Genomic DNA, 20,240 nt, shown 5'->3' on the forward strand with positions numbered 1-20,240 from the left:
CAAGGCTGGCAGTTCTACGCGATCACGTTCAGCATGTTCGTCGTGTTCGCGTTTCCCGGCTTTACGTTTCAATATCTCGTCAAACGTCGCTGACGGTCAAGCGGCCGTCGGCTACTCCCCGGAGGCAGTGCGATGGCCGAACCGTCCGATCCCCGTTCGCCGCATCATGACGCGTCGCTGGTCGAAACGCGCTTAGAGGGCGAATCCGTCTACGACGGCAATTTCCTCAAGATCAAACGCGATATCGTGCGCCTGCCCGACGGCAAGCCGACGACGCGCGAGTATGTCCTGCACTCGGGCGCCGTCATGGTGATTCCCGTCTTCGACGACGGGCGCGTGCTGCTCGAGCGGCAGTTCCGTTATCCGATCGGCAAGGTCATGATCGAATTTCCGGCCGGCAAGCTGGACGCGGACGAAGGTGCGCTGGCTTGCGCCGAGCGCGAATTGCGCGAGGAGACGGGATACTCGGCCCGCGAGTTCATCTTCCTCACGCGCATTCACCCGATCATTTCGTATTCGACCGAGTTCATCGACATCTTTTTGGCCCGAGGCTTGACGCCCGGCCAGCAGGCGCTCGACGACGGCGAGTTTCTCGAAATCTTCACGTCCGACGCGGCGCAGATGAGCGAATGGATTCGCACCGGCGAAATCACCGACGTCAAGACGATCATCGGGCACTTTTGGCTCGAGAAGGTCGTCTCGGGCGCCTGGCGGCCCGACCGGACGGCGTTGCCGTTTCCCCCCATGCCTGGCTCGGAAGACAAGGCGGCAGGCGCCTAGTCCGACTGTCGGGGAGGAGAACGACCGTTCGCTCCGTTTGCGCTACACTAGGGCCGGCTTCCGTCTCGCTGTCCGCACGAGGCGGGCTGCATTGCCTGGAAGCTCGGCGAACAGGCCTTAGCTCATTCCTTAGACGTTCAGCATGAAGGTTCTCGATCTGCAGTGTCCGCTCGGTCATCGTTTCGAAGGGTGGTTTGCCTCGGCCGATGATTTCGAATCCCAGTTGTCGCGCAAATTGGTCGAATGCCCGATTTGCTCGGCGACGGAAGTCAGCCGTATGCCGTCGGCGCCACGCCTGAATTTATCGGGTGCGACGCGCACGCGGCAGGCCGAGGCGCAACCTCGCGATGCCGAGGGGACGCAGGCAGGCGAGGGTAGCGGCAAGACAGGGGCGGCGGGTAGTGCGCCGGCCGCGCAACATGCCCGCGAGTTCGAGGCAATGGCGCTGCGGATGTTGCGCGAGGTGGTGGGCAAGGCGGAAAACGTCGGCGATCGCTTTGCCGAAGAAGCGCGCCGCATCCATTACAACGAAGCGCCCGCACGCAGCATTCGGGGCGTGACGACGCCTGAGGACGCCCGGGCGTTGGTCGATGAAGGCATCGAGGTCATGGCGCTGCCGGGCGCGGCCGTGCCGAAAGAATCGCTGCAATAAGATCGATCGGGCAACGGCGCGATAGGGCGACAGGGCTGCAGGGCCGCAGGGCAACAGAACGACGATAGGAAATCATCGAATGGGGATCAGCTACGAGGATTTGGAAGTCGGTTCGCGCGATGAAGTCGGCACGCATACGTTTACCGTCGACGAGATCGTCGAGTTTGCCGACCGTTTCGATCCGCAGCCGTTTCATATCGACGCGGCAGCGGCCCAAGCCTCGCCGTTCGGCGGTCTGATTGCGAGCGGCTGGCATACGTGCTCGGTCATGATGGGCATGCTGGTACGCAACGTACTGACGGGGTCCACCTCGCTTGGTTCCCCCGGTATCGACGAAATTCGGTGGTTAAGGCCGGTGCGGCCCGGCGATAGTTTGCGAATGTACAACTCGGTATTGGCCAAGCGCGTCTCGAAGAGTCAGCCGGACCGCGGCATCGTGACCACGTTGTGGGAAGGCGTGAATCAAGCGGGCGAAACCGTGATTACCGTGCGCTCGAATGTGCTGTTCGGGTTGCGGCATCCGCCGATCTCGGACGGCGCCACGGCATGAGCGGCGTATCGCTTTCGAGTGCGCCGCGCGTACCCGTGATCATCGGCGATGTCGCGGCGTTGCGCGCGCGCGTCGGCGGCGAGCCGATCGTCGGCGAGTGGCTCACGGTCGATCAAGCGCGTGTCGATCGCTTCGCGCAAGCGACGGGCGATGACCAATGGATCCACGTCGATCCCGAACGCGCACGGCGCGAATCGCCGTTTGGCGGCCCCATCGCGCACGGCTTTTTGACGTTGTCCGTCATTCCGTCGCTGCTCTTTCGCGCGGTGCGATTTGAAGAGCGCATGAGCGTGAACTATGGACTCAATCGCGTTCGTTTCCCGGCACCGGTGCGTGTCGGTGCCGCGTTGAGAGCGTCCTGCGTCGTCGCGGAGGTGGCCGACATGCCGGATGGCGCGCAGCAAGTTACGTGGGACGTCACGGTCGAAATCGAAGGGGAAAGCAAACCGGCGTGCGTCGCGCAGTTCGTCACGCGGCATTATTTCTGATCGCGATTTACGCCGTCGGCTAACCGGGGCGCGACGTCGAGCGCGCCATTGCGCCATTGCGCCATGGGCGGCGCTGCTTCCGCTTTTGTCGGGCATTCCTGTTAGTTTTCTCAGCGCGCACCGGCGCGTTCCTCGGTACGCTCGGGATTCCCTCCCGAATGCGGCCCATCATCATGAGCGAAGCTACGTCTAATGGCTTTACGGGTGCGTATCGTGAGCCCATCTCGCTTGGCTATCCGCTAGGCAACGGATATCGCTGGTATCTGCCAAGCCTTTTGCGCTTCAATGCACCCGACGAACTGAGTCCGTTCAGTATCGGCGGCCCGAATTCCTACGCTTATTGCGGTGGCGATCCGATCAATCTTGCGGATCCGACGGGGCGCAGTGTCTGGGGGGCGATCGTGCGCCAGTGGCGGCGCCTCAGACCCACCGCGGCAGCAGTCGAAGGTGGAGAGGAGATCGCGCGTACGGACACGTCCATTGCCGCCGCGGCTGCGGCTGACGCAAGGGGTACCGGGCACCCCGTTCTTCCGGCGCCGCCTCCGTACGAGGAGGCGAGCGGGCATCATCCGTCATTGACTCATCCAATGGAGCAGCCTACTGCGCTGGCCCCGCCTGGCTATGAAAGCGTGGAGCATGTTCAGCCACATAGCGATCAAAACGAGACGCGCTTGCCGCTGCTAAGTTATGCGCAAGCCGTTGGGGGACCGCCGGATTATCAAGAGACGCTTGCATCGGTTCGTCACGTTTATAGCGACGTGCTCCTCGATTTGTACACGAGGATGTCTACCGAATTATGGACCGAATTTCAGCGGACAATCGCCCGGGCGAGCGAGCGCGCCGGAACCTTAGCGCGGCGTACCGATGCACTGAATCAATACCGCGAGATACTGGCGGATATTCGTCGACACATGGTGCGTGAACGAATGCTGATCGGCAACCGAGCAGTGCGCGAAGACCTTCTCCTGCGCTTGGACAACACCACAACCATCCATGACTTCTACGTGGCCAGGTTGGGGCGACAAAGGCTCGGTTTCGACCATTGACCGCAATCGTAGCCCGAAGCAAACGCCGACCGGGGTCGTGGACGGTTTCCGCGTGAGGTGGGTTTATCTCCCGCGAGTTCGCATTTGCAAACCGCTAAGGCATGCGGCTCAACGATTGCGGGCAAGCGCCCCTACACGTTGATAGGGCCTACCCAGCAAGCGTCTGATTCGGCTGGCCAAAAGATATTTCCCACATCTTCAGCTAGACGATAGACCTCCACGAACGAACGCTGGGCATCCGGCCCAACGTCTCGCCTTTTGGGAGGTCAGGACATGTTGCCATCATCGGCCAAGGTATTGCTCGGGCGAGCCGTCGCTCGCACGGTGGCGGTTTCGCTCTTGTTCGTTACCTTATGCGCCGCCCGGGCATCCGTCGCACTCGATTCGCCCTCGGCCGCGCCGCCTGCTGTGGGTCCGCGACTCGAATTGATGACCGGTACCATTGCGGGTGCGAACGTCAACGCGCCGCCGCGTCCGGTGCGCGCATTCCTCGGCATCCCGTATGCCGCCCCGCCGATCGGCGCATTGCGATGGCAGGCGCCGCAGCCCATCGCGCGCTGGTCGGGCATACGCCAGGCCACGCAGTTCGCGCCGCGCTGCATGCAACATCCGAACGAAAAGCGACCGGCCCGCGCCTCGCAAATGAGCGAGGATTGTCTGTATTTGAACGTTTGGGCGCCCAATCCGGACACCGATGCGAAGCGGCCAGTGCTCGTCTATTTTCACGGTGGCGATCTGAATGACGGCGACGCATCCGAAATCCGATACGACGGGGCGAACCTCGCCGCGATCGGGGTCGTGACCGTCACCGTCAACTATCGCCTCGGTGTGTTCGGCTTTCTGGCGTTGCCGTCGTCGCCGTCCGAATCCTCTGGCGACACTGCGCGCAATTATGGGCTGCTCGATCAAGTGGCGGCGCTGCGCTGGGTGCGGGAGAACATCGCAGCGTTCGGCGGCGATCCCGCCAACGTGACGATAGCCGGCGATTTCGGCGGCGCCGTGGCCGTCAGCGCGCACATGGCCTCGCCGCTGTCGCGCGGCCTGTTCGCGCGCGCGGTAGGGCAAAGCGGCGGGGCGTTCGGCCGAATGGCGGTGTTAAGCCGCGCCCAGGCCGAGCAGCTTGCGCTGCGGTTCGCGGCGCAAGTCGGCAAATCGACATTGCCGCAGTTGCGAGCCCTGTCGGCCGAGCAATTGCTGGCCGCCACCGGCTCAGCGGATGATCGAAAACGCTTCTTTTGGCCGCATGTGGATGGGGCATTTTTGACGGACACCCCCGAGGCAGTATTTGCCTCGGGCGGGCAGACACAGGTGCCGCTACTGCTCGGCACGCGGTCGCGAGAGAGACATTCCGTCGAAGTGCCGAACGAAGCCGACGCCACCCCCGAGCGCTGGAAACTCGCACTCGAGCGCCTGTTCGGCGACCAAGCCGCGCAGGCTTTGTCGTACTACCCCGCCGGCGACCGTGCGCAAGCGATGCGTTCGGCCGCCTTGCTCGGCACGGATCTGACGGTTGGCCACGCCGCATGGCGATGGATGTCGTTGCATCGGCAAACGGGTAACGGCTCGCCGGTCTACTTCTATCTCTACGAGCGCATGCCGACCTCGTCCGAAGGTGCTTCCGAGCGGGAGGAAGCCGCAGCAGCGGCCCCTTCGTCGGATGACGATACGCTCGGCAACCTAAACCTTTTGCCGCATCCCGGATGGGGCGCGGACGACTACCGTGCATCGTCGGCATTGCTGCGCTACATGATCCGCTTCGTTAAGACGGGCGATCCAAGCGGCCCTCGCGATCACTCGCTCGGGTATCTGTCGGCGTTGAGCCTGGGTTGGCCCGAGCGGCTGCCGGCGTGGCCGGCCGTGCGCGAGGAGCGCGGCGCGATCGCGCGTCAAAGGATCGATGTCGAGCCGAAGACGATCTGGGATCCGAGTGCGGCGCGGCACGACTTCATCCAGCGGGCGATTGCCGCGCAAGCATCGAAAGAGGCGTCCTGAAGAGGGGGCTCGAGCCCTTGCCGGCCAGCCGGCCGGCCGCCCATGCTAGAGGCGCATTCTCGAAAGCGGCCACTCGGGCCGCTTCAATGCTTGGCGTATTGCGTCGCGCCGAACAGGATATCCCTCGCCTTATCGTCGGTCAGCGCACGCCGAGCCGACGCCAACACGTCGACCCCGCGCTGCACCGCCGGGCGCGCCGCGATCGCCTCGTGCCAGCGTTTGACGTTGGGATAGTCGGCGAGGTCCACGCCTTGGTTTTGCCACGAACGCGTCCAGGGGAACGCTGCGATGTCGGCGATCGAATACTCGCCGCCGGCCAAGTAGCCCGACTTGCCGAGCTGCTTATCCATGACGCCGTACAAACGCTTGGCCTCGTTCGTATAGCGGTTCACCGCGTATTCGATCTGCTGGGGCGCATAGATGCGGAAATGATGGGTCTGTCCAAGCATCGGCCCTAGGCCGCCCATCTGAAACATGAGCCATTGCAGCGTCGCATAGCGGCCCGCGGGATCGGCCGGCAAGAATTTGCCCGTTTTCTCGGCCAGATAGACGAGGATCGCGCCGGACTCGAACAGCGACAGCGGTTGGCCGCCCGGGCCGTCGCTATCGACGATCGCCGGGATCTTGTTGTTCGGGCTGATCGCCAGAAATTCCGGTTTGAATTGATCGCCGGCGCCGATATCGATCGGATGAACGCGGTACTCGAGGCCGGTTTCCTCGAGCATGATGTGAACCTTATGGCCGTTCGGCGTGGCCCAGCTGTAGACATCGATCATCGCTGCTCCTCGTGCTCGCCGGCGCTGCAATGCGCGGCGCCGATGCACGCGGAAATTAGCATGGATCGGCGGGCGTCGCTCGCGACGCGCAAAGGCCATGAAGGCGATGCGGGTATGGGGCGAGCAGCCCGTGCAATGCGGTCACGCAAGCAAGCTTGGATCAATGCGCCGAGGGGGCGTGGCGTGCCAGCTCGAGCTTCGCGATAGCGTTGCGATGGACCTCGTCGGGACCGTCCGCGAAACGTAGCGTCCGCGCGCACGTATAGGCATAGGCAAGCGGAAAATCGTCGCACATGCCGCCGCCGCCGTGTGCTTGGATGGCCCAATCGATCACCTGGCAAGCCATGTTCGGTGCGACCACCTTGATCATCGCGATCTCGCCGCGCGCGCCTTTGTTGCCGACGGTATCCATCAGGTAGGCGGTTTTCAGCGTCAGCAGCCGGGCTTGTTCGATGAGGCAGCGCGCTTCGGCGATACGCTCTTGCGTCACCGTCTGCGCGGCGATCGGCTTGCCGAATGCGATACGCTGGGACGTTCGTTTGCACATGAGTTCGAGCGCGCGTTCGGCGAGGCCGATTAGCCGCATGCAATGGTGGATGCGTCCAGGCCCGAGTCGCCCTTGCGCGATCTCGAAGCCGCGGCCCTCGCCGAGCAGCATGTTCGACGCGCTAACGCGCACATTGTCGAGCGTGATGTCCATGTGGCCGTGCGGGGCGTCGTCGTAGCCGAATACGTGCAGCGGACGATGCACGGTGACGCCGGGCGCGTCGGCCGGCACGAGGATCATCGACTGCCGGCTATGCTTCGGTGCGTCGGGATCCGTCTTGCCCATGACGATATACACCTTGCAGCGCGGATCGCCGGCCCCGGAGGACCACCATTTGCGGCCGTTGATGACGTAGGCATCGCCGTCGCGTTCGATTCGCGTTTCGATGTTGGTGGCATCGGACGACGCGACTTCGGGCTCGGTCATCAAAAATGCCGAACGGATCTTGCCGTCTAGCAGCGGCGCTAGCCACGTTCTTTTTTGCTCCTCCGTGCCGTAGCGTTCGAGCGTTTCCATGTTGCCCGTGTCCGGGGCGTTGCAATTGAACACTTCGGGCGCCCAAGGAACGCGTCCCATGATTTCCGCGAGCGGCGCGTATTCGAGGTTCGTCAGCCCGGCACCCAGCGTGGAATTGGGCAGGAACAAGTTCCATAGGCCCGCTTCCCTCGCGCGTGCCTTCAGCGTTTCCACGAGTTCCGTGGGTACCCATGCGTTGCCCGCTGCCCGATTGCGGGCAACTTCTTCGATGAAGGTGCGCTCGTTCGGATAGATGTGGGCATCGAAGAAATCGAGCAACTTCGCGCGCAGGTCCTGAACCTTCGGGGTGTAGTCGAAATTCATTTGCGTCCTCGCGATGATGGCGGCCCCGCGCGCGGCGCGCGCTTGGCCGGTGCTGACGGTTGCGATGCGCATGGCCGGTAGCTTTACGCCGGCCGCGACGATCAATGCACTTTCTGTGCGTACGACCAGGCAAGCTCGGCCATCGGCCGTGCTCGCCGGCCCGCATCGACCGCTTGTGCGCTCGACGCGGTGCCGACCGTCACGCGCTTCATGATCCCTTGCAGGATCGCGGCGATGCGAAACATGTTGAAGGCGAGATAGAAATTCCAATCGCCCGGAATCGAAAAGCCGGTACGTTCGCAGTAGCGCTCGACATAGCCGCGCTCGTTGGGAATGCCGAGCGTCTCCCAGCTTAGGCCCGCAATGCCGCGGAACGCGTGCGGGTCGACGTGCCAAGCCATGCAGTGATAAGCGAGGTCGACAATCGGATCGCCGAGCGTCGACAGCTCCCAATCGAGCACCGCGAGGATGCGCGGCTCGGTCGGATGGAAGATCAGGTTGTCGAGGCGATAGTCGCCATGCACGATGGCCACGTGTTCGCCGGCATCGGGCGGCATATGCGCCGGTAGCCAATCGATGAGCCGGCGCATGGCGTCGATCGGCTCGGTTTCCGATGCCTCGTACTGCTTGCTCCAACGCGCGATTTGGCGTGCGAGATAGTTGCCCGGTTTGCCGTAATCGCCAAGACCGGCCGCGGACGGATTCACCGTATGCAACGCCGCGATCACGCGATTCATTTCATCGTAGATCGCGCCACGCTGCGCGGGTGTCATGCCGGGAAGCGACGGGTCCCACAGCACCCGGCCCTCCACGTACTCCATCACATAGAACGCGCGGCCGATGACCGTTTCGTCCTCGCAAAGCGCGAGCATCTTGGCAACGGGGACGTCGGTGCGCGAAAGCGCATCCATGACGCGGTACTCGCGCTCGATCGCGTGGGCCGACGGCAATAGCTTGGCCGCGGGGCCCGGTTTGGCGCGCATGACATAGCTGCGCGACGGCGTGACGAGCTTGAACGTCGGATTGGATTGGCCGCCCGCGAATTGCTCGACGGCGAGGGTGCCCTCGAAGCCGGCTACGTGCGCGCGCAGCCAAACGGCCAGCGCGTCGATGTGAAATCGCTGCCGCTCCGACACTTCGCGTGTCCCGACGAATGCCGAATAGTCGTCCTTGCCGGGTGGTGCTGCCTGCTCGTTCGTTGCCATGTAACGGCTCCCGCTGATGGGTGAGTCTGATTCGATGACGGAACAGCTAAGATGCTCAGACGAACACGCTAGGCCTGCGATCCCTCATTCTCGGCGATAACGCAGGTATTGCGAGTAAAGCATTTCCATCGTCGTATGGCGGACATCGCGAAATAGCGGCGTCGGCGGTGCGTAGTTGAGCGTGCGTACGACCCAGTCGCCGGGTTTCGTGCCGACGTCGAGGGCGTTGATGCAGCCCGTTGCTTGCGCGAGATGGCCGAAGAACGCGCGGCCGCCGGCCGTGATCGCATGCGAGAGCAGCGCGCGGTTTACGCCGCCGTGCAGGACGAGCAGCGCCGTATCCCACGTGGTGTCCTCGCGTAGGCGCGCGAGCGGCGGCAGCACCCGGTCGAGCAGTTCGCCGATCGTCTCGCCGCCCAGAAAGCGTGTGGTCTCGGGCACGACGCCGTCGAATGCGCCGAGAAACGCGGCTTCGACTTGGCCCGGCGGCAGATCGGCGAGCCGTCCGGCCCGGATTTCCTGCCACTCGGGCCACGCCTCGATCTCCAAGTGCTGTCCCGTTGCGGCGAGCACTTGCTGCGCGGTTTGCACGGTGCGCGGCAGGCCGCTGACGATGACGCGATCGAACCGTGCGCCGTCCGCGGCAAACGCCTCGCCCGCGGCTTTTGCTTGCACGAGACCGTGCGCATTGAGCGGCACCGTTTCCGGATCGATGGCGCGGCCCGTATCGTCGAAGTACGTCACGTCGCCATGGCGCATCAAAAAAATGCGCCGGCGCTTTGGCATTTCGAAGGGCGTCATGAGCGTTCTACCCGGTAGCGCGCGGGGCGTTTCTCGAGGAAGGCGGTGATGCCTTCGAGCGCATCCGCGTGATGGAGCGAGGCGACGAATTCATCGCGCTCCACCGTCAGGTGATCGGCTAGCGAGTGCGCCGCCGCCGAGGCGACGAGCGCTTTGATGCAAGCTTGCGCATTGGGCGAACCGCGACCGATCTCGTCGGCCCAAGCGATCGCGGCATCGCGCAGTTGGGCGGTCTTGACGAGGCGATTGACGACGCCGAGTGCGTGAAGGCGTTCGGCCGAGACGGGTTTGGCTTCGAGCAGGATTTCCGTCGCGAGGGCGCGCGGCAGCGCTTGCGCGAGGAACCACGAGCCGCCGCCGTCGGGCGTCAAGCCGACCCGCGAATACGACATGACGAACTTGGCGTCGTCCGCCGCGACGATCAAATCGCACGCCAGTGCGAGCGAAAACCCCGCGCCCGCTGCCGCGCCGGCCACGGCCGCGATCACGGTTTTGCGCGACGTGCGCAGCGCCAGGATCCACTGCGCGAGCAGATCGATGCTCTGCGCTTGCACGGACGGGTCTTTCGCGCGATTTTCGAGCAGGCGATTCAGGTTGCCGCCCGCGCAAAAAAAGTCGTCTGCACCGATGAGGACGATGGCCCGAATCGACGGATCGCGTTCGGCCGTTTCGAGCGCTTGAATGCCGGCCGCATACATGTCGGGGTGCAGCGCGTTGCGGGCGCCGGGATTGGACAGTGTCAAGACGAGGGTGGATTCGCTCTCGGGCGGTCGCGAAGCAAGCAGCTCTGCGCTCATGATGTTTCCTTGTTTCAGGGTTCCGTGGGTGGATCGATGCCGATGGCGCTGGTGTGCAGCGAATCGGAACATAGGTCCATCGTCGAGGTCCGAACGTCCGCAGTGCGATTAGAATAGCACGGTCGTTTTATTCGAAACGACCGCCAATGGGGCGCCGGTTTGTGCCGACACGGCGCGACGGGCATCCTTAATCGACCCTCTCGTGGAGAGACGCATGATTCAACTGCACGGTATTGCGATTTCGAATTACTACAACAAAGTCAAATTCGTCCTGCTCGAGCACGGTATCGCGTTCGAAGAGGTGCGTGTGATGCTGCCGATCACCGACGAAGCCACGCTCGCTTGCACGCCGAACGGCAAGGTGCCGTTCATTCGCACCGAGGAAGGCGAGCTGAGCGAATCGCAAGTCATCGTGGAATACCTGGCTGCGCGCTATCCCGAGAAGGCCATTTTTCCGGCGGATCCGTTCAAGGCCGCCAAGGTTCGCCAGTTGGCGGCCGTGCTCGAGTTGCACATGGAACTCGTCGCGCGCGAGCTGTATCCGCAGATGCTGATCGGCCGCACGACGAGCGACGAGACGAAAGCGCGCGTCGAGCGTACGCTCGCGCGCAACATCGAAGGATTCAAGCGCATCGCGACATTCGCGCCCTACGTCGGCGGCGAGACCTTCACCTTTGCGGATATCTGCGCCTACGTGAGCCTGCCGCTGATCGCGCTCGCGACGAAGAGCGTGCTCGGGCACGACATGCTGCTCGATGCGGGCATCGATTGGAAAGCGCATGCGAAGCTGATCGAAGACGCTCACCCGGTCGCGCAGCGCGTGACGGCCGACCGAAAAGCCGAAATCGCTGCGTTTTCCGCGGCGGCTAAGCGCGCGTAACGTCGCCCGGGTTCGCGCTGCGCCCACCGAGGCGCACCGCGGGGTGCGATGTGCGTGTCGACACGTGCATCGCTCGCGCATCGCCATCGCTCAAAGGCGCGCCAGCCGCTCGAGCGCGGTCGCAAGCGTGGCCTCGCGCTTGGCGAAACAAAACCGCACGATGCCCGACTCGTGCGGCTCGCGATAGAAGGCCGAGACCGGAATGGCGGCCACGCCGATCTCGGTCGTCAGCCACTTCGCGAACGCCTCCTCGGATAGATCGCTGATCGCCGAATAATCGACGCATTGGAAGTACGTTCCTTCGCAGGGCAACAGCTTGAAACGCGTTGCCGAAAGGCCCGCGCGGAAGAAGTCGCGCTTTTGCTGATAGAACGCGGGCAGCTCGACATACGGTTTCGGGTCGGCGAGATAGGCGGCCAGGCCCATCTGCATCGGCGTGTTCACGGTGAAGACGTTGAACTGATGGACCTTGCGAAACTCGGCCGTCAACGCGGCGGGCGCGGCCACATAACCGACCTTCCAACCGGTGACGTGAAACGTCTTGCCGAAGCTCGAGACGACGAAACTGCGCCGCGCAAGTTCGGGGTAGCGCGCGACGCTCTCGTGCGGCGCACCGTCGTACACCATGTGCTCATAGACTTCGTCGGAAAGGATCAGCACGTTCGTGCTGCGCACGATCTCCTCGAGCCGGCGCATGTCGTCGGCATGCCAGACCCGGCCCGTCGGGTTGTGCGGCGTATTGACGAGCAGCAGGCGAGTGCGCGGCGTGATGGCGCGCGCGAGTTTGTCGAAGTCGATCGCGTAGTCGGGCGCCTCGAGCGACACGAAGACAGGCTTGCCGCCGGCGAGTTCGATCGAAGGGACATAGCTGTCGTACGTCGGTTCGAGCACCACGACTTCATCGCCGGGATGGACGGTGGCGAGAATCGTCGTCAAGAGGGCTTGCGTCGCGCCGGCCGTGACGGTGATCTCGGTCTGAGGGTCGTAGGCGCGGCCGTGTATCGCCTCGATCTTGCGGGCGATCGCCTCGCGCAGCGGTGCGACGCCGGCCATCGGCGGATATTGATTGTGGCCTTCGCGCATCGCGTGCGATACGGCCTCGACGATGCGTTCGTCGCAGTCGAAATCGGGAAAGCCTTGGCCGAGATTGACGGCGCCGCGTTCCGCGGCGAGCGCGCTCATGACCGTAAAGATCGTCGTGCCGACGTTCGGCAGACGCGAGGCTAGGGCAAAGGGCGAACGGGTCGGGTCGTGCGGTGCGTTCATGGCGCGAGTTTCAACGATGTCGATTGCGAAACAAAAATGGCTTCATGCCGGCGTCGGCTCGGTGGCGCTGCCGTGCACACCGGCGCCGAGGTCCCGATCGAGCGCGCAGGCGCAGACGAACGGGGCCGGTTCGGCGATCCTGAACCCGAAGTCGCGCGCGGTGCGCTTGTTGAGCTTGAGCAATGCGCGGTCTTTCGAGACGAGCCAATCGGCCTGGGCCGCATGGGCGAGTTCGAGGAATTTTTGATCGTCGCGGTCCTTGCATTTAGGCAGCGGCGCGCTGGCCGGCAGCGCGGCTAGAGGCTGCGCTAGCGTGGCAAGGGCGGCAACGGTGGCGAGCGCGGCCGGTTTATCGACGGCGCGCGCGACGAACTGAGGATAGTCGAGCACGTGCGCGAGTTCGGCCAGGCACCGCGGATCGATGACGGCATCGAGATCGCCGCGTTCGAGGGCGGCGCGAATGGGGCGGGTGGCGCTGTCGTCGAAAACGAGGATATCGATCCAGACGTTCGAATCGAGCACCACGCGCGGCGTGCGCTTCAAGCCATCGGCATCGGTATGGGGCATTCGCTACAATCGGGTTTTTCGTTTCCACCGCTCGGCACGGCGTGCCGGCGAGCCTTTCGGCGAACCCTTATGATAATTGTTTTATCTCCGGCCAAGTCGCTCGACTACGAGACGCCTGCTCACGTCTCGAAGCATACGATTCCCGATTTTGTCGACGACGCTGCCCAACTGATCGACGAGCTGCGGCGCTATTCGCCGCAGCAGATCGCATCGCTGATGGACATTTCCGACGCGCTGGCCCATTTGAACTTTCAGCGCTACGCGGATTGGTCGCCGACGTTCAGCCCCGACAATGCCAAGCAGGCCGTGCTGGCCTTCAACGGCGATGTCTACGAAGGTTTCGATGCGAAGACGCTCTCGGCAGCCGATCTCGACTACGCGCAGCGCCATGTACGCGTGCTGTCGGGGCTCTACGGCCTGCTGCGCCCGCTCGATCTGTTGCAGCCGCCGTATCGCTTGGAGATGGGCACGCGCTTGCCGACAGCGCGCGGCAAGGATCTCTACGCGTTTTGGGGCGAACGGATCACTGACGCGTTGAGTGCGCAACTGCGCCGGAACAAGGGCAAGGAGCGCGTACTCGTGAATTGCGCGTCCACCGAATATTTCAAGTCGGTGCGGCCCGGCAAGCTCGATGCGCGCGTGGTCACGCCCGTTTTCGAAGACTGGAAGGGCGGCCGCTACAAGATCATCAGTTTCCATGCGAAGCGAGCGCGCGGCTTGATGGCACGGTTCGCTGTCGAAAATCGCATCGATACGCCCGAGAAGCTGAAGGATTTCGCGGCCGAAGGGTACGCGTTCGATCCCGCGGCATCGAACGACGCGGCGTTTGTCTTTCGTCGTCGCATCGCCGATTGATCCGTGCATCGATCGTCCATTCGATTTCAACCTATCGCTCCGGAGACTCCATGAGCCTTTCGATCACCAGCAACTTCGACGCGGGGGCGATCGATGTCGTCTCATGCGAGCAAGCCGGCGACATTCGTCTGCGCATTCGCCGCGACAGCCATGCCGATTTCGCGCAATGGTTCTATTTCCGGCTCACGGGGGCGCGCGGTGAGCGTTGCGTGATGACATTCGACAACGCCGGGCAATGCGCGTTCGCGCAGGGTTGGCACGGCTATCGCGCGATGGCCAGCTACGACCGCGTCAATTGGTTTCGCGTGCCGACGTCGTACGACGGGCAAACGTTGACGATCGATCACACGCCCGATTTCGATTCGATCTACTACGCCTATTTCGAACCGTACAGCGAAGAGCGGCATGCCGAGTTCCTCGGCGCCGTCCAACAGATGCCGCATGCGACGCTCGTCGAACTCGGACGCAGTGTGGAAGGCCGGCCGATCTCGCTGCTCGTGCTCGGTACGCCCGAGGCGGGCGCGGGGCGGCCGAAAAAGAAAATTTGGATTATCGCGCGGCAGCATCCGGGCGAAACGATGGCCGAGTGGTTCGTCGAAGGGCTGGTGAAACGGTTGGCGGGCTGGGGCGATTGGTCGGGCGATTCCGTGGCGCGCAAGCTATACGAGCACGCCGTGTTCTATGTCGTTCCGAACATCAACCCCGACGGAAGCGTGCGCGGCAATCTGCGCACGAACGCCGCCGGCGCGAACCTGAATCGCGAATGGCTGGCACCCGATCTCGAGCGCAGCCCGGAAGTTTTCGCCGTGCGCGAGGCGATCCATGCGAACGGCTGCGACATGTTCTTCGATATCCATGGAGACGAAGCACTGCCCTACGTGTTCGTGGCGGGCAGCGAGATGTTGCCCAGTTTCACCGAGCAACAAGCGCGCGAACAGCGTTCGTTCATCGACGCCTTCAAGCAAGCGAGCCCCGACTTCCAAGACGCGCACGGCTATGAGGCGTCGAAGTACAAGGAAGACGCGCTCAAGCTCGCCTCGAAATACATCGGCCACACGTTCGGATGCTTGTCGTTGACGCTGGAAATGCCGTTCAAGGACAACGCCAACTTGCCCGACGAACGCGTGGGCTGGAACGGCGAGCGTAGCGCGGCGCTCGGGGCGGCGATGCTGGGCGCGGTGCTGCGTCACGTCGAGGCGTTTGCCTGACGCACGGCCGGCACGGGCCCAGCGCCGGCGGCGCGATCAGTGCTTCGCGCCCGACTTAGCCGACGATTTCTTCTTCTTCGTACCCGAGTGCTTGACGGCGCTCTTGCTCGTATGGCCCGTCGCGCGTCCGCCTCCGTGGCGGCGCTTGGACTTCTTCGAGGGACGCTCGGTGTGCGCTTTCAGCGGCGGGACCGGGTCGTTCCAGGTGAAGGCGAGCATCTGCGTGCCCACGTAGCCGCAACGAAACTTGAGCGGATAGGGCTCATGCGAGGTCTCGCGCGGAATGCCCTGACCCTCCACCGTCACGATATTGTCGACCGTGGTGCGCTGTTTGCCTTCGTCGAACGGTTGATGCCAGGGGGTGATTTCCGCGTGGGCGGAATCGAATGCCTCGGGCGGGAAATCGACATGATCGACGACGGTCGACGTGCTCGCGACGAAGCTGCCATGCGCTGCGCAATCGGCGACGAGCGGATCGGCGTGCATGTCGTTGATGAAGTGGGCGATCAGTTCGTTGCGTTGATCGATGGTATCCGCATGGGCGGGGGCGGTTGCGACCAACGGCATGACCCAGACCGCCGAAGTCGCCAACAGTCCTGCGAGTTGCCGCAGGCGGCGAGAAAACTTGGAGCTATCCATCCGATATGCAGTATTGAGACACAGGCACGTAAGATGCCCCACTCGGAGACGGAGTTCAATCTCGCGGTGAATAATTTTTGACAATTCGTTGTGCGAGGCTGTGGCAGTGTGTCGCGCACGGCATGATCGGTGCATTCTTTGGCCACGTGCGGAGCCGTGAATCGTTCGTGCGAAGCGCCTTCTGCCCGACCCAAGGCAGGGCACGCTTTGCTTTGTTCTTAAGTGCGCGGGCCGCCGAGGCGGTAGCGGCGGACGTCGTTCGTCGTGACCCAGGTGGGCTTATAGACGGCGATAAGCGCCGTCGACATGCCCGTGAACCACGCTTCGCCCGCGGCAAGCAGAAAGACGCTCAATGCGTAGCCGATCGGGATGACGGCCGGCGATCCGTGCGCAAGAGCGACATGAGCCACGGCGGCGGCCACACCCGCTACCGTGACGGCGATGGCCGGCGACACGAAGCCTTGCGCACAGATGAACACGAGCAGATTGCGTGGAAGCCACGCGATACAGGCGCGCTGGAACAAGGCCGACACGCCGACCGGCATCGCGCCGTAGATGAGGAAGGTGAGGGCGATCCCTTGCCAAGCAGCGTCGAAGACGACGGCCGCGACCCCGGAAACGACGGCCATCGCCACGAGTGCGAGCGCCCAGTCGAACAGCGTCACCAGTAACGTGGCCCCGAGCAGGTGCATGACCGGGCCGTCGTCGAGCCACGCGTTGGTGGCCCAAAGCACCGAAATCGCGACGATGATCGCCAGCCAGACGTGCTGGAGCGTGCCGTCCTGCAACCGGCGGAACGGCCTTTGCGCGAGGGCGAGCGCGAGCACGGCGGCGGCGACGGCCCAGCCGCCGACGGCGACCCATAGCGGAAGCGGCGTGTAAAGGAAGCCCATGGCGTTCATATTACTCGTTGGGCTGCGAAACGGGGAGAGCGTGCGCACGGGCGGCCCGTTCGCAACCCTGCAATTAGCGTGAACGGGCCCTAACAAGCGCCGCACCCCCCGCCGTTTCAGCCTACGCTGGGAGGCGCGCTTCCAAACGGTACGTCGGGCTCGGCCGCGAGCGGCAGATCGAGCGGGCGATCCCGATGCGGCAACGGATACTTGAACGAGGCCGCGCGCCGTAGCGGCACGGGGCCACCCCGACCCAGCACCGGTTTGGGGGCGCTTTGAGCCTCGGCGCGCAGCACTTCGAGCTGCGGTGTCAGCCAGCCGTTATAGATGGCGACCGCTGCCGCCCGGTTCGGTGCGCCCAATTGCTGGAAAATGCTAGCCAGATGAATCTTGACCGTGCCCTCGCTGATGCCCAGCGTGCGCGCGATCATCTTGTTCGTGCTACCCATATGGACGCAGCGCATGATCTGTTCTTGGCGGGGCGATAGTGTCGGCGCGAAGCGCTTGCGCCGCGGTATGTCGACCGGTAGGTCCCGTTGGGCCGGGGCAGGCGCCAGCGCCAGCTTAGTGCGAGGCTCCGCCCCCGCCTCGGTTTCGGCCAGGAACGGTGCGTACACGCCCCCGGCCAACACCAATTCGAGCAGTCGAACGATGAGCAATGGGTTGGTGGTGCGCGGAATGACGCCGTGTACGCCGGCATCGACCAGCGTGCGCACGCGCGCGGGCGCGATGTCGTCGACGAATGCCGCGATGCGTAGCCGTGGATAATCGGCCAGCAGTGCCCGCACGGCGCCTGCGCGCATCGGGTCTTGCCAATCGACGACCAGCAAATCGGTGGGCACGCGACGCATGGTGCGACTCGCATGCAACCAGTCGCGTGCTTCGCAAAACCGTGCTTGCCGATCGATTTGCCGCAATAGCGCCTTGAGCCCGTCGCGCCGCTCGGCTTCCGGACTGAGAACTGCGAACCGCATGTTTTGCCTCCTTGTAGTCGGTACGGAGAGCGCAACGCGGGCCGCCGGACGAGCGCCGGCGGCCACGATGCACCCTCGTGCCATCATGACAAATTCCTTACAGCAAGGCGGCTATCCGAACGGCATAGGACGGGCCGCCCCGCGCAGGTGCAATAGCGGGACGGCTCGCGAAGCGGAGGTAGGAGGGATCAGTGGAAGTGCGGCTGCGCGGGTTCCGCGTCTTCGGGCATTTCGGCGTGGACGATCTCGCCCAGCGGGTCGGCATAGAGCGGGACGCCGCAGTCGTCGCAGTACTCGGGCTCGAAGCGTCCGGCGTGGCGGCGAATGTCGGTCACGCCCGCCTCTTTGAGCAGCGCGATGATTTCCTCGAGCGGGCCGCCGGTGTCTTCCGCTTCTTCGTCGATGGCCAGCTCGCCGTTTTCCCGGCCATAAAGCGGCCAGACGACGCCGTAGATGACGTCGTTGCTGCCGCGCCGCGTGAAGCCGACGCGATACTCGTCGACGCGTCGCTCGCCGAAGCCGCCCACGACGGCGCGCAGGTCCTGCGGCGTGGCGCCGATCGTGTCGTACAGGTAGCGAATGGCGGTACGAACGGTATGCGGCCGCACGCGCTCGTCGGCGTCGCGGCAAGCGGAGTAATAAGCGTCGGGCAACAGGCATTCGAATTCGCAGCCGGGCAAAACGGCGGCGAGATTCGCGCCGCCTTGCGTGGCCCACTGCTCGAGGCACTGGCCGCGTTCGATGCGCGCGCCGTTTTCTTCTTCCTGCCAGCGGAACAGCGGCGCGCCGACCGGGGCGGCTACCACGGCGAGCAGGAAACGCGGATCCGCGAGGATCGGCGACGTTTCGGGAAGGTCGCCGAAATTCATTTTCGCCGCTGTGCCGTTCAGCGCGGCTTGGATGAGTTGCTGCGCGAGGCGGTACGTTTCGACGTGGTGCCGCGGCAGCTGATCGATGCTATAGAGGAACGGCGCGAGCGCGACGCGCGTGTTGGCGCCGAGTACGTGTGCGTGCAGGTGCGCGCGCAGCGCATCCACCGCGTCGCCTTTGAGCGGGCCGGAGGGAATCATATAGCGGGTCCACGCCAGCACCGGCGCGGCGATCAAGAGCGCCTCATAGGGCGTGCCCTCGTGCTCGATCACGAACGATTCGCTATGTGTTTCGGCCATGTCGGCGAGCGCGCCGTATGCGTCGGGGTGGTTCTGCTGCAGATGATCGAGTGCGGCGTCGAGCGTAGTCTGGTTACCGTTGCGGACGATTTTCGCGAGTAGGGTATCGAGCTTGGCTTCCCAGAAGCGGTCTTCGATTCGGCTGCCGGATGCAAACAGCGCGAGGGACAGGCCGACGAGCTTGTCGGCGTCGGGGGGGAGGCGTTTGGCGATTCGCGAGCGCATAGGGGCTGACTTAGTCGGATTCAATGAGCCCTCCATTCTAGACGCTTCCGTCGCAGAGTAAGCCGAGCGGAGCGTTTGGGCCGCGGGTGACGGCTCTGCTGATGTTCGGTCGTGGGTTTGGTCGTCGGTTGGTCATCGGTTGGTCGTCGATTCGGCCGTGCTCGCGAGTGCTCGCGGTCGGGCGATGGATTGGGTGTCGCGAGGCTCGTGCGATGGTCCGCAAATAACGCTTGCACTGCGTCTGGAAGCCGCCTAGAATGCGCCCTCTCGTTCAGTCAGAGCGACTGAGCGAAGGGAAGCGGGGCCTTGTGGAGTGCGGTTTTTCGCGAGGTCTTCGTCGACGGTTCGATAGCTAGCAGAAGCCAAGCGACGCTAAAAAAACTGTTGACGAGATGCAAAAGGTTCTGCATAATCTCCTTTCTCTGCTGCTGACGCAGCAACGCAAGACGGGCGGTGCTAGAGGGGAAGTTGCTCTGGTGCTGCTGGCGGTTAAGCGACGCGATCTTTAAAAATTTACAGCCGATAAGTGTGGGCGCTTGATGATGGACGCAAGTCTGGACTTCGGGTCTAGGCGCAAAGCGAAAGTATCAAGTCTCACACAGTATTAGAGGAAGGTTTATCTGTTTGGGTGGTTTCACCCTGATGGATTAATCATCGTCAGTACGTTGAGTGAGCGACCGGTTCTTAACTGAACCGAAAACAGTAACAGGTATTGAACTGAAGAGTTTGATCCTGGCTCAGATTGAACGCTGGCGGCATGCCTTACACATGCAAGTCGAACGGCAGCACGGGGGCAACCCTGGTGGCGAGTGGCGAACGGGTGAGTAATACATCGGAACGTGTCCTAGAGTGGGGGATAGCCCGGCGAAAGCCGGATTAATACCGCATACGCTCGAGAGAGGAAAGCGGGGGATCTTCGGACCTCGCGCTCAAGGGGCGGCCGATGGCGGATTAGCTAGTTGGTGGGGTAAAGGCCTACCAAGGCGACGATCCGTAGCTGGTCTGAGAGGACGACCAGCCACACTGGGACTGAGACACGGCCCAGACTCCTACGGGAGGCAGCAGTGGGGAATTTTGGACAATGGGGGCA

The 20,240-nt window shown here is 63.6% G+C and carries 21 protein-coding genes and 1 rRNA gene; 11 read left to right on the top strand and 11 right to left on the bottom strand.

What is annotated here, in order from left to right; all coding sequences use genetic code 11:
* The 7 genes from ACTHN9_RS09540 to ACTHN9_RS09570 form a co-directional block, all read left to right on the top strand.
* A partial coding sequence (locus tag ACTHN9_RS09540; RefSeq protein ID WP_440536533.1) for a DUF2818 family protein occupies positions 1–93 on the top strand: 93 nt, incomplete at its 5' end.
* A 39-nt stretch (positions 94–132) separates the two neighbouring features.
* The gene (locus tag ACTHN9_RS09545; RefSeq protein ID WP_440536515.1) at positions 133–780 is read left to right on the top strand and encodes an NUDIX domain-containing protein; all 648 of its coding nucleotides are present in this window, start codon (positions 133–135) and stop codon (positions 778–780) included.
* Positions 781–922: 142 nt separating this feature from the next.
* Complete coding sequence (locus ACTHN9_RS09550; RefSeq protein WP_440536516.1) at positions 923–1,432, top strand: DUF1178 family protein; 510 nt, start codon at positions 923–925, stop codon at positions 1,430–1,432.
* Between the two features lie 79 nt (positions 1,433–1,511).
* The gene (locus tag ACTHN9_RS09555) at positions 1,512–1,982 is read left to right on the top strand and encodes a MaoC family dehydratase (RefSeq protein ID WP_440536517.1); all 471 of its coding nucleotides are present in this window, start codon (positions 1,512–1,514) and stop codon (positions 1,980–1,982) included.
* Positions 1,979–2,470, top strand: coding sequence for a MaoC family dehydratase (locus ACTHN9_RS09560; RefSeq protein ID WP_440536518.1), 492 nt, complete (start codon positions 1,979–1,981; stop codon positions 2,468–2,470). Before ACTHN9_RS09555 ends, ACTHN9_RS09560 begins: the two co-directional genes overlap by 4 nt.
* Positions 2,471–2,643: 173 nt before the next feature.
* Complete coding sequence (locus ACTHN9_RS09565) at positions 2,644–3,516, top strand: RHS repeat-associated core domain-containing protein (RefSeq protein ID WP_440536519.1); 873 nt, start codon at positions 2,644–2,646, stop codon at positions 3,514–3,516.
* Positions 3,517–3,789: 273 nt separating this feature from the next.
* Complete coding sequence (locus ACTHN9_RS09570; RefSeq protein ID WP_440536520.1) at positions 3,790–5,508, top strand: carboxylesterase/lipase family protein; 1,719 nt, start codon at positions 3,790–3,792, stop codon at positions 5,506–5,508.
* Between the two features lie 83 nt (positions 5,509–5,591).
* Here the strand turns inward: ACTHN9_RS09570 and ACTHN9_RS09575 are convergent, their stop codons facing one another.
* The 5 genes from ACTHN9_RS09575 to ACTHN9_RS09595 form a co-directional block, all read right to left on the bottom strand.
* Entirely contained in the window at positions 5,592–6,284 is a 693-nt protein-coding gene (locus ACTHN9_RS09575) for a glutathione binding-like protein (protein ID WP_440536521.1), read from the bottom strand.
* Positions 6,285–6,444: 160 nt separating this feature from the next.
* Complete coding sequence (locus ACTHN9_RS09580) at positions 6,445–7,671, bottom strand: acyl-CoA dehydrogenase family protein (RefSeq protein ID WP_440536534.1); 1,227 nt, start codon at positions 7,669–7,671, stop codon at positions 6,445–6,447.
* A 101-nt stretch (positions 7,672–7,772) separates the two neighbouring features.
* Positions 7,773–8,876, bottom strand: a complete 1,104-nt coding sequence (locus ACTHN9_RS09585) for a phosphotransferase (protein WP_440536522.1) — start codon at positions 8,874–8,876, stop codon at positions 7,773–7,775.
* A gap of 84 nt (positions 8,877–8,960) precedes the next feature.
* The gene (locus ACTHN9_RS09590; RefSeq protein ID WP_440536523.1) at positions 8,961–9,677 is read right to left on the bottom strand and encodes a histidine phosphatase family protein; all 717 of its coding nucleotides are present in this window, start codon (positions 9,675–9,677) and stop codon (positions 8,961–8,963) included.
* A complete protein-coding gene (locus tag ACTHN9_RS09595) occupies positions 9,674–10,474 on the bottom strand; it encodes an oxepin-CoA hydrolase, alternative type (protein WP_440536524.1) in 801 nt (266 codons plus the stop codon). Before ACTHN9_RS09595 ends, ACTHN9_RS09590 begins: the two co-directional genes overlap by 4 nt.
* A gap of 214 nt (positions 10,475–10,688) precedes the next feature.
* Between ACTHN9_RS09595 and ACTHN9_RS09600 the strand changes: the two genes are divergently transcribed.
* Entirely contained in the window at positions 10,689–11,354 is a 666-nt protein-coding gene (locus tag ACTHN9_RS09600) for a glutathione S-transferase (RefSeq protein WP_440536525.1), read from the top strand.
* A gap of 90 nt (positions 11,355–11,444) precedes the next feature.
* Here the strand turns inward: ACTHN9_RS09600 and ACTHN9_RS09605 are convergent, their stop codons facing one another.
* Together ACTHN9_RS09605 and ACTHN9_RS09610 are read right to left on the bottom strand one after the other, a co-directional pair.
* On the bottom strand, positions 11,445–12,620 hold the full coding sequence (locus ACTHN9_RS09605) for a pyridoxal phosphate-dependent aminotransferase (RefSeq protein ID WP_440536526.1): 1,176 nt from the start codon (positions 12,618–12,620) through the stop codon (positions 11,445–11,447).
* Positions 12,621–12,662: 42 nt separating this feature from the next.
* Positions 12,663–13,187: a putative toxin-antitoxin system toxin component, PIN family gene (locus ACTHN9_RS09610; protein ID WP_440536527.1), complete on the bottom strand. Its 525-nt coding sequence runs from the start codon at positions 13,185–13,187 to the stop codon at positions 12,663–12,665.
* Positions 13,188–13,256: 69 nt separating this feature from the next.
* Here ACTHN9_RS09610 and yaaA point away from each other — a divergent pair, with 69 nt between their 5' ends.
* Both yaaA and ACTHN9_RS09620 read left to right on the top strand, forming a co-directional pair.
* The gene (gene yaaA, locus ACTHN9_RS09615; protein WP_440536528.1) at positions 13,257–14,042 is read left to right on the top strand and encodes a peroxide stress protein YaaA; all 786 of its coding nucleotides are present in this window, start codon (positions 13,257–13,259) and stop codon (positions 14,040–14,042) included.
* A gap of 50 nt (positions 14,043–14,092) precedes the next feature.
* The gene (locus tag ACTHN9_RS09620) at positions 14,093–15,250 is read left to right on the top strand and encodes a M14 family metallopeptidase (protein ID WP_440536529.1); all 1,158 of its coding nucleotides are present in this window, start codon (positions 14,093–14,095) and stop codon (positions 15,248–15,250) included.
* Positions 15,251–15,286: 36 nt separating this feature from the next.
* Here the strand turns inward: ACTHN9_RS09620 and ACTHN9_RS09625 are convergent, their stop codons facing one another.
* The 4 genes from ACTHN9_RS09625 to ACTHN9_RS09640 form a co-directional block, all read right to left on the bottom strand.
* Positions 15,287–15,889, bottom strand: coding sequence for a BspC domain-containing protein (locus ACTHN9_RS09625; protein WP_440536530.1), 603 nt, complete (start codon positions 15,887–15,889; stop codon positions 15,287–15,289).
* 218 nt (positions 15,890–16,107) lie between these two features.
* On the bottom strand, positions 16,108–16,782 hold the full coding sequence (locus ACTHN9_RS09630) for an energy-coupling factor ABC transporter permease (protein WP_440536535.1): 675 nt from the start codon (positions 16,780–16,782) through the stop codon (positions 16,108–16,110).
* Between the two features lie 116 nt (positions 16,783–16,898).
* Positions 16,899–17,756, bottom strand: coding sequence for a helix-turn-helix transcriptional regulator (locus tag ACTHN9_RS09635; RefSeq protein ID WP_440536531.1), 858 nt, complete (start codon positions 17,754–17,756; stop codon positions 16,899–16,901).
* Positions 17,757–17,944: 188 nt separating this feature from the next.
* Positions 17,945–19,150: a DUF2863 family protein gene (locus ACTHN9_RS09640; protein WP_440536532.1), complete on the bottom strand. Its 1,206-nt coding sequence runs from the start codon at positions 19,148–19,150 to the stop codon at positions 17,945–17,947.
* Positions 19,151–19,864: 714 nt separating this feature from the next.
* Between ACTHN9_RS09640 and ACTHN9_RS09645 the strand changes: the two genes are divergently transcribed.
* Positions 19,865–20,240: ribosomal RNA gene (locus ACTHN9_RS09645) — 16S ribosomal RNA — on the top strand; the annotation flags it as partial.

This window comes from Trinickia sp., assembly GCF_051953405.1.
Taxonomy (GTDB): domain Bacteria; phylum Pseudomonadota; class Gammaproteobacteria; order Burkholderiales; family Burkholderiaceae; genus Trinickia.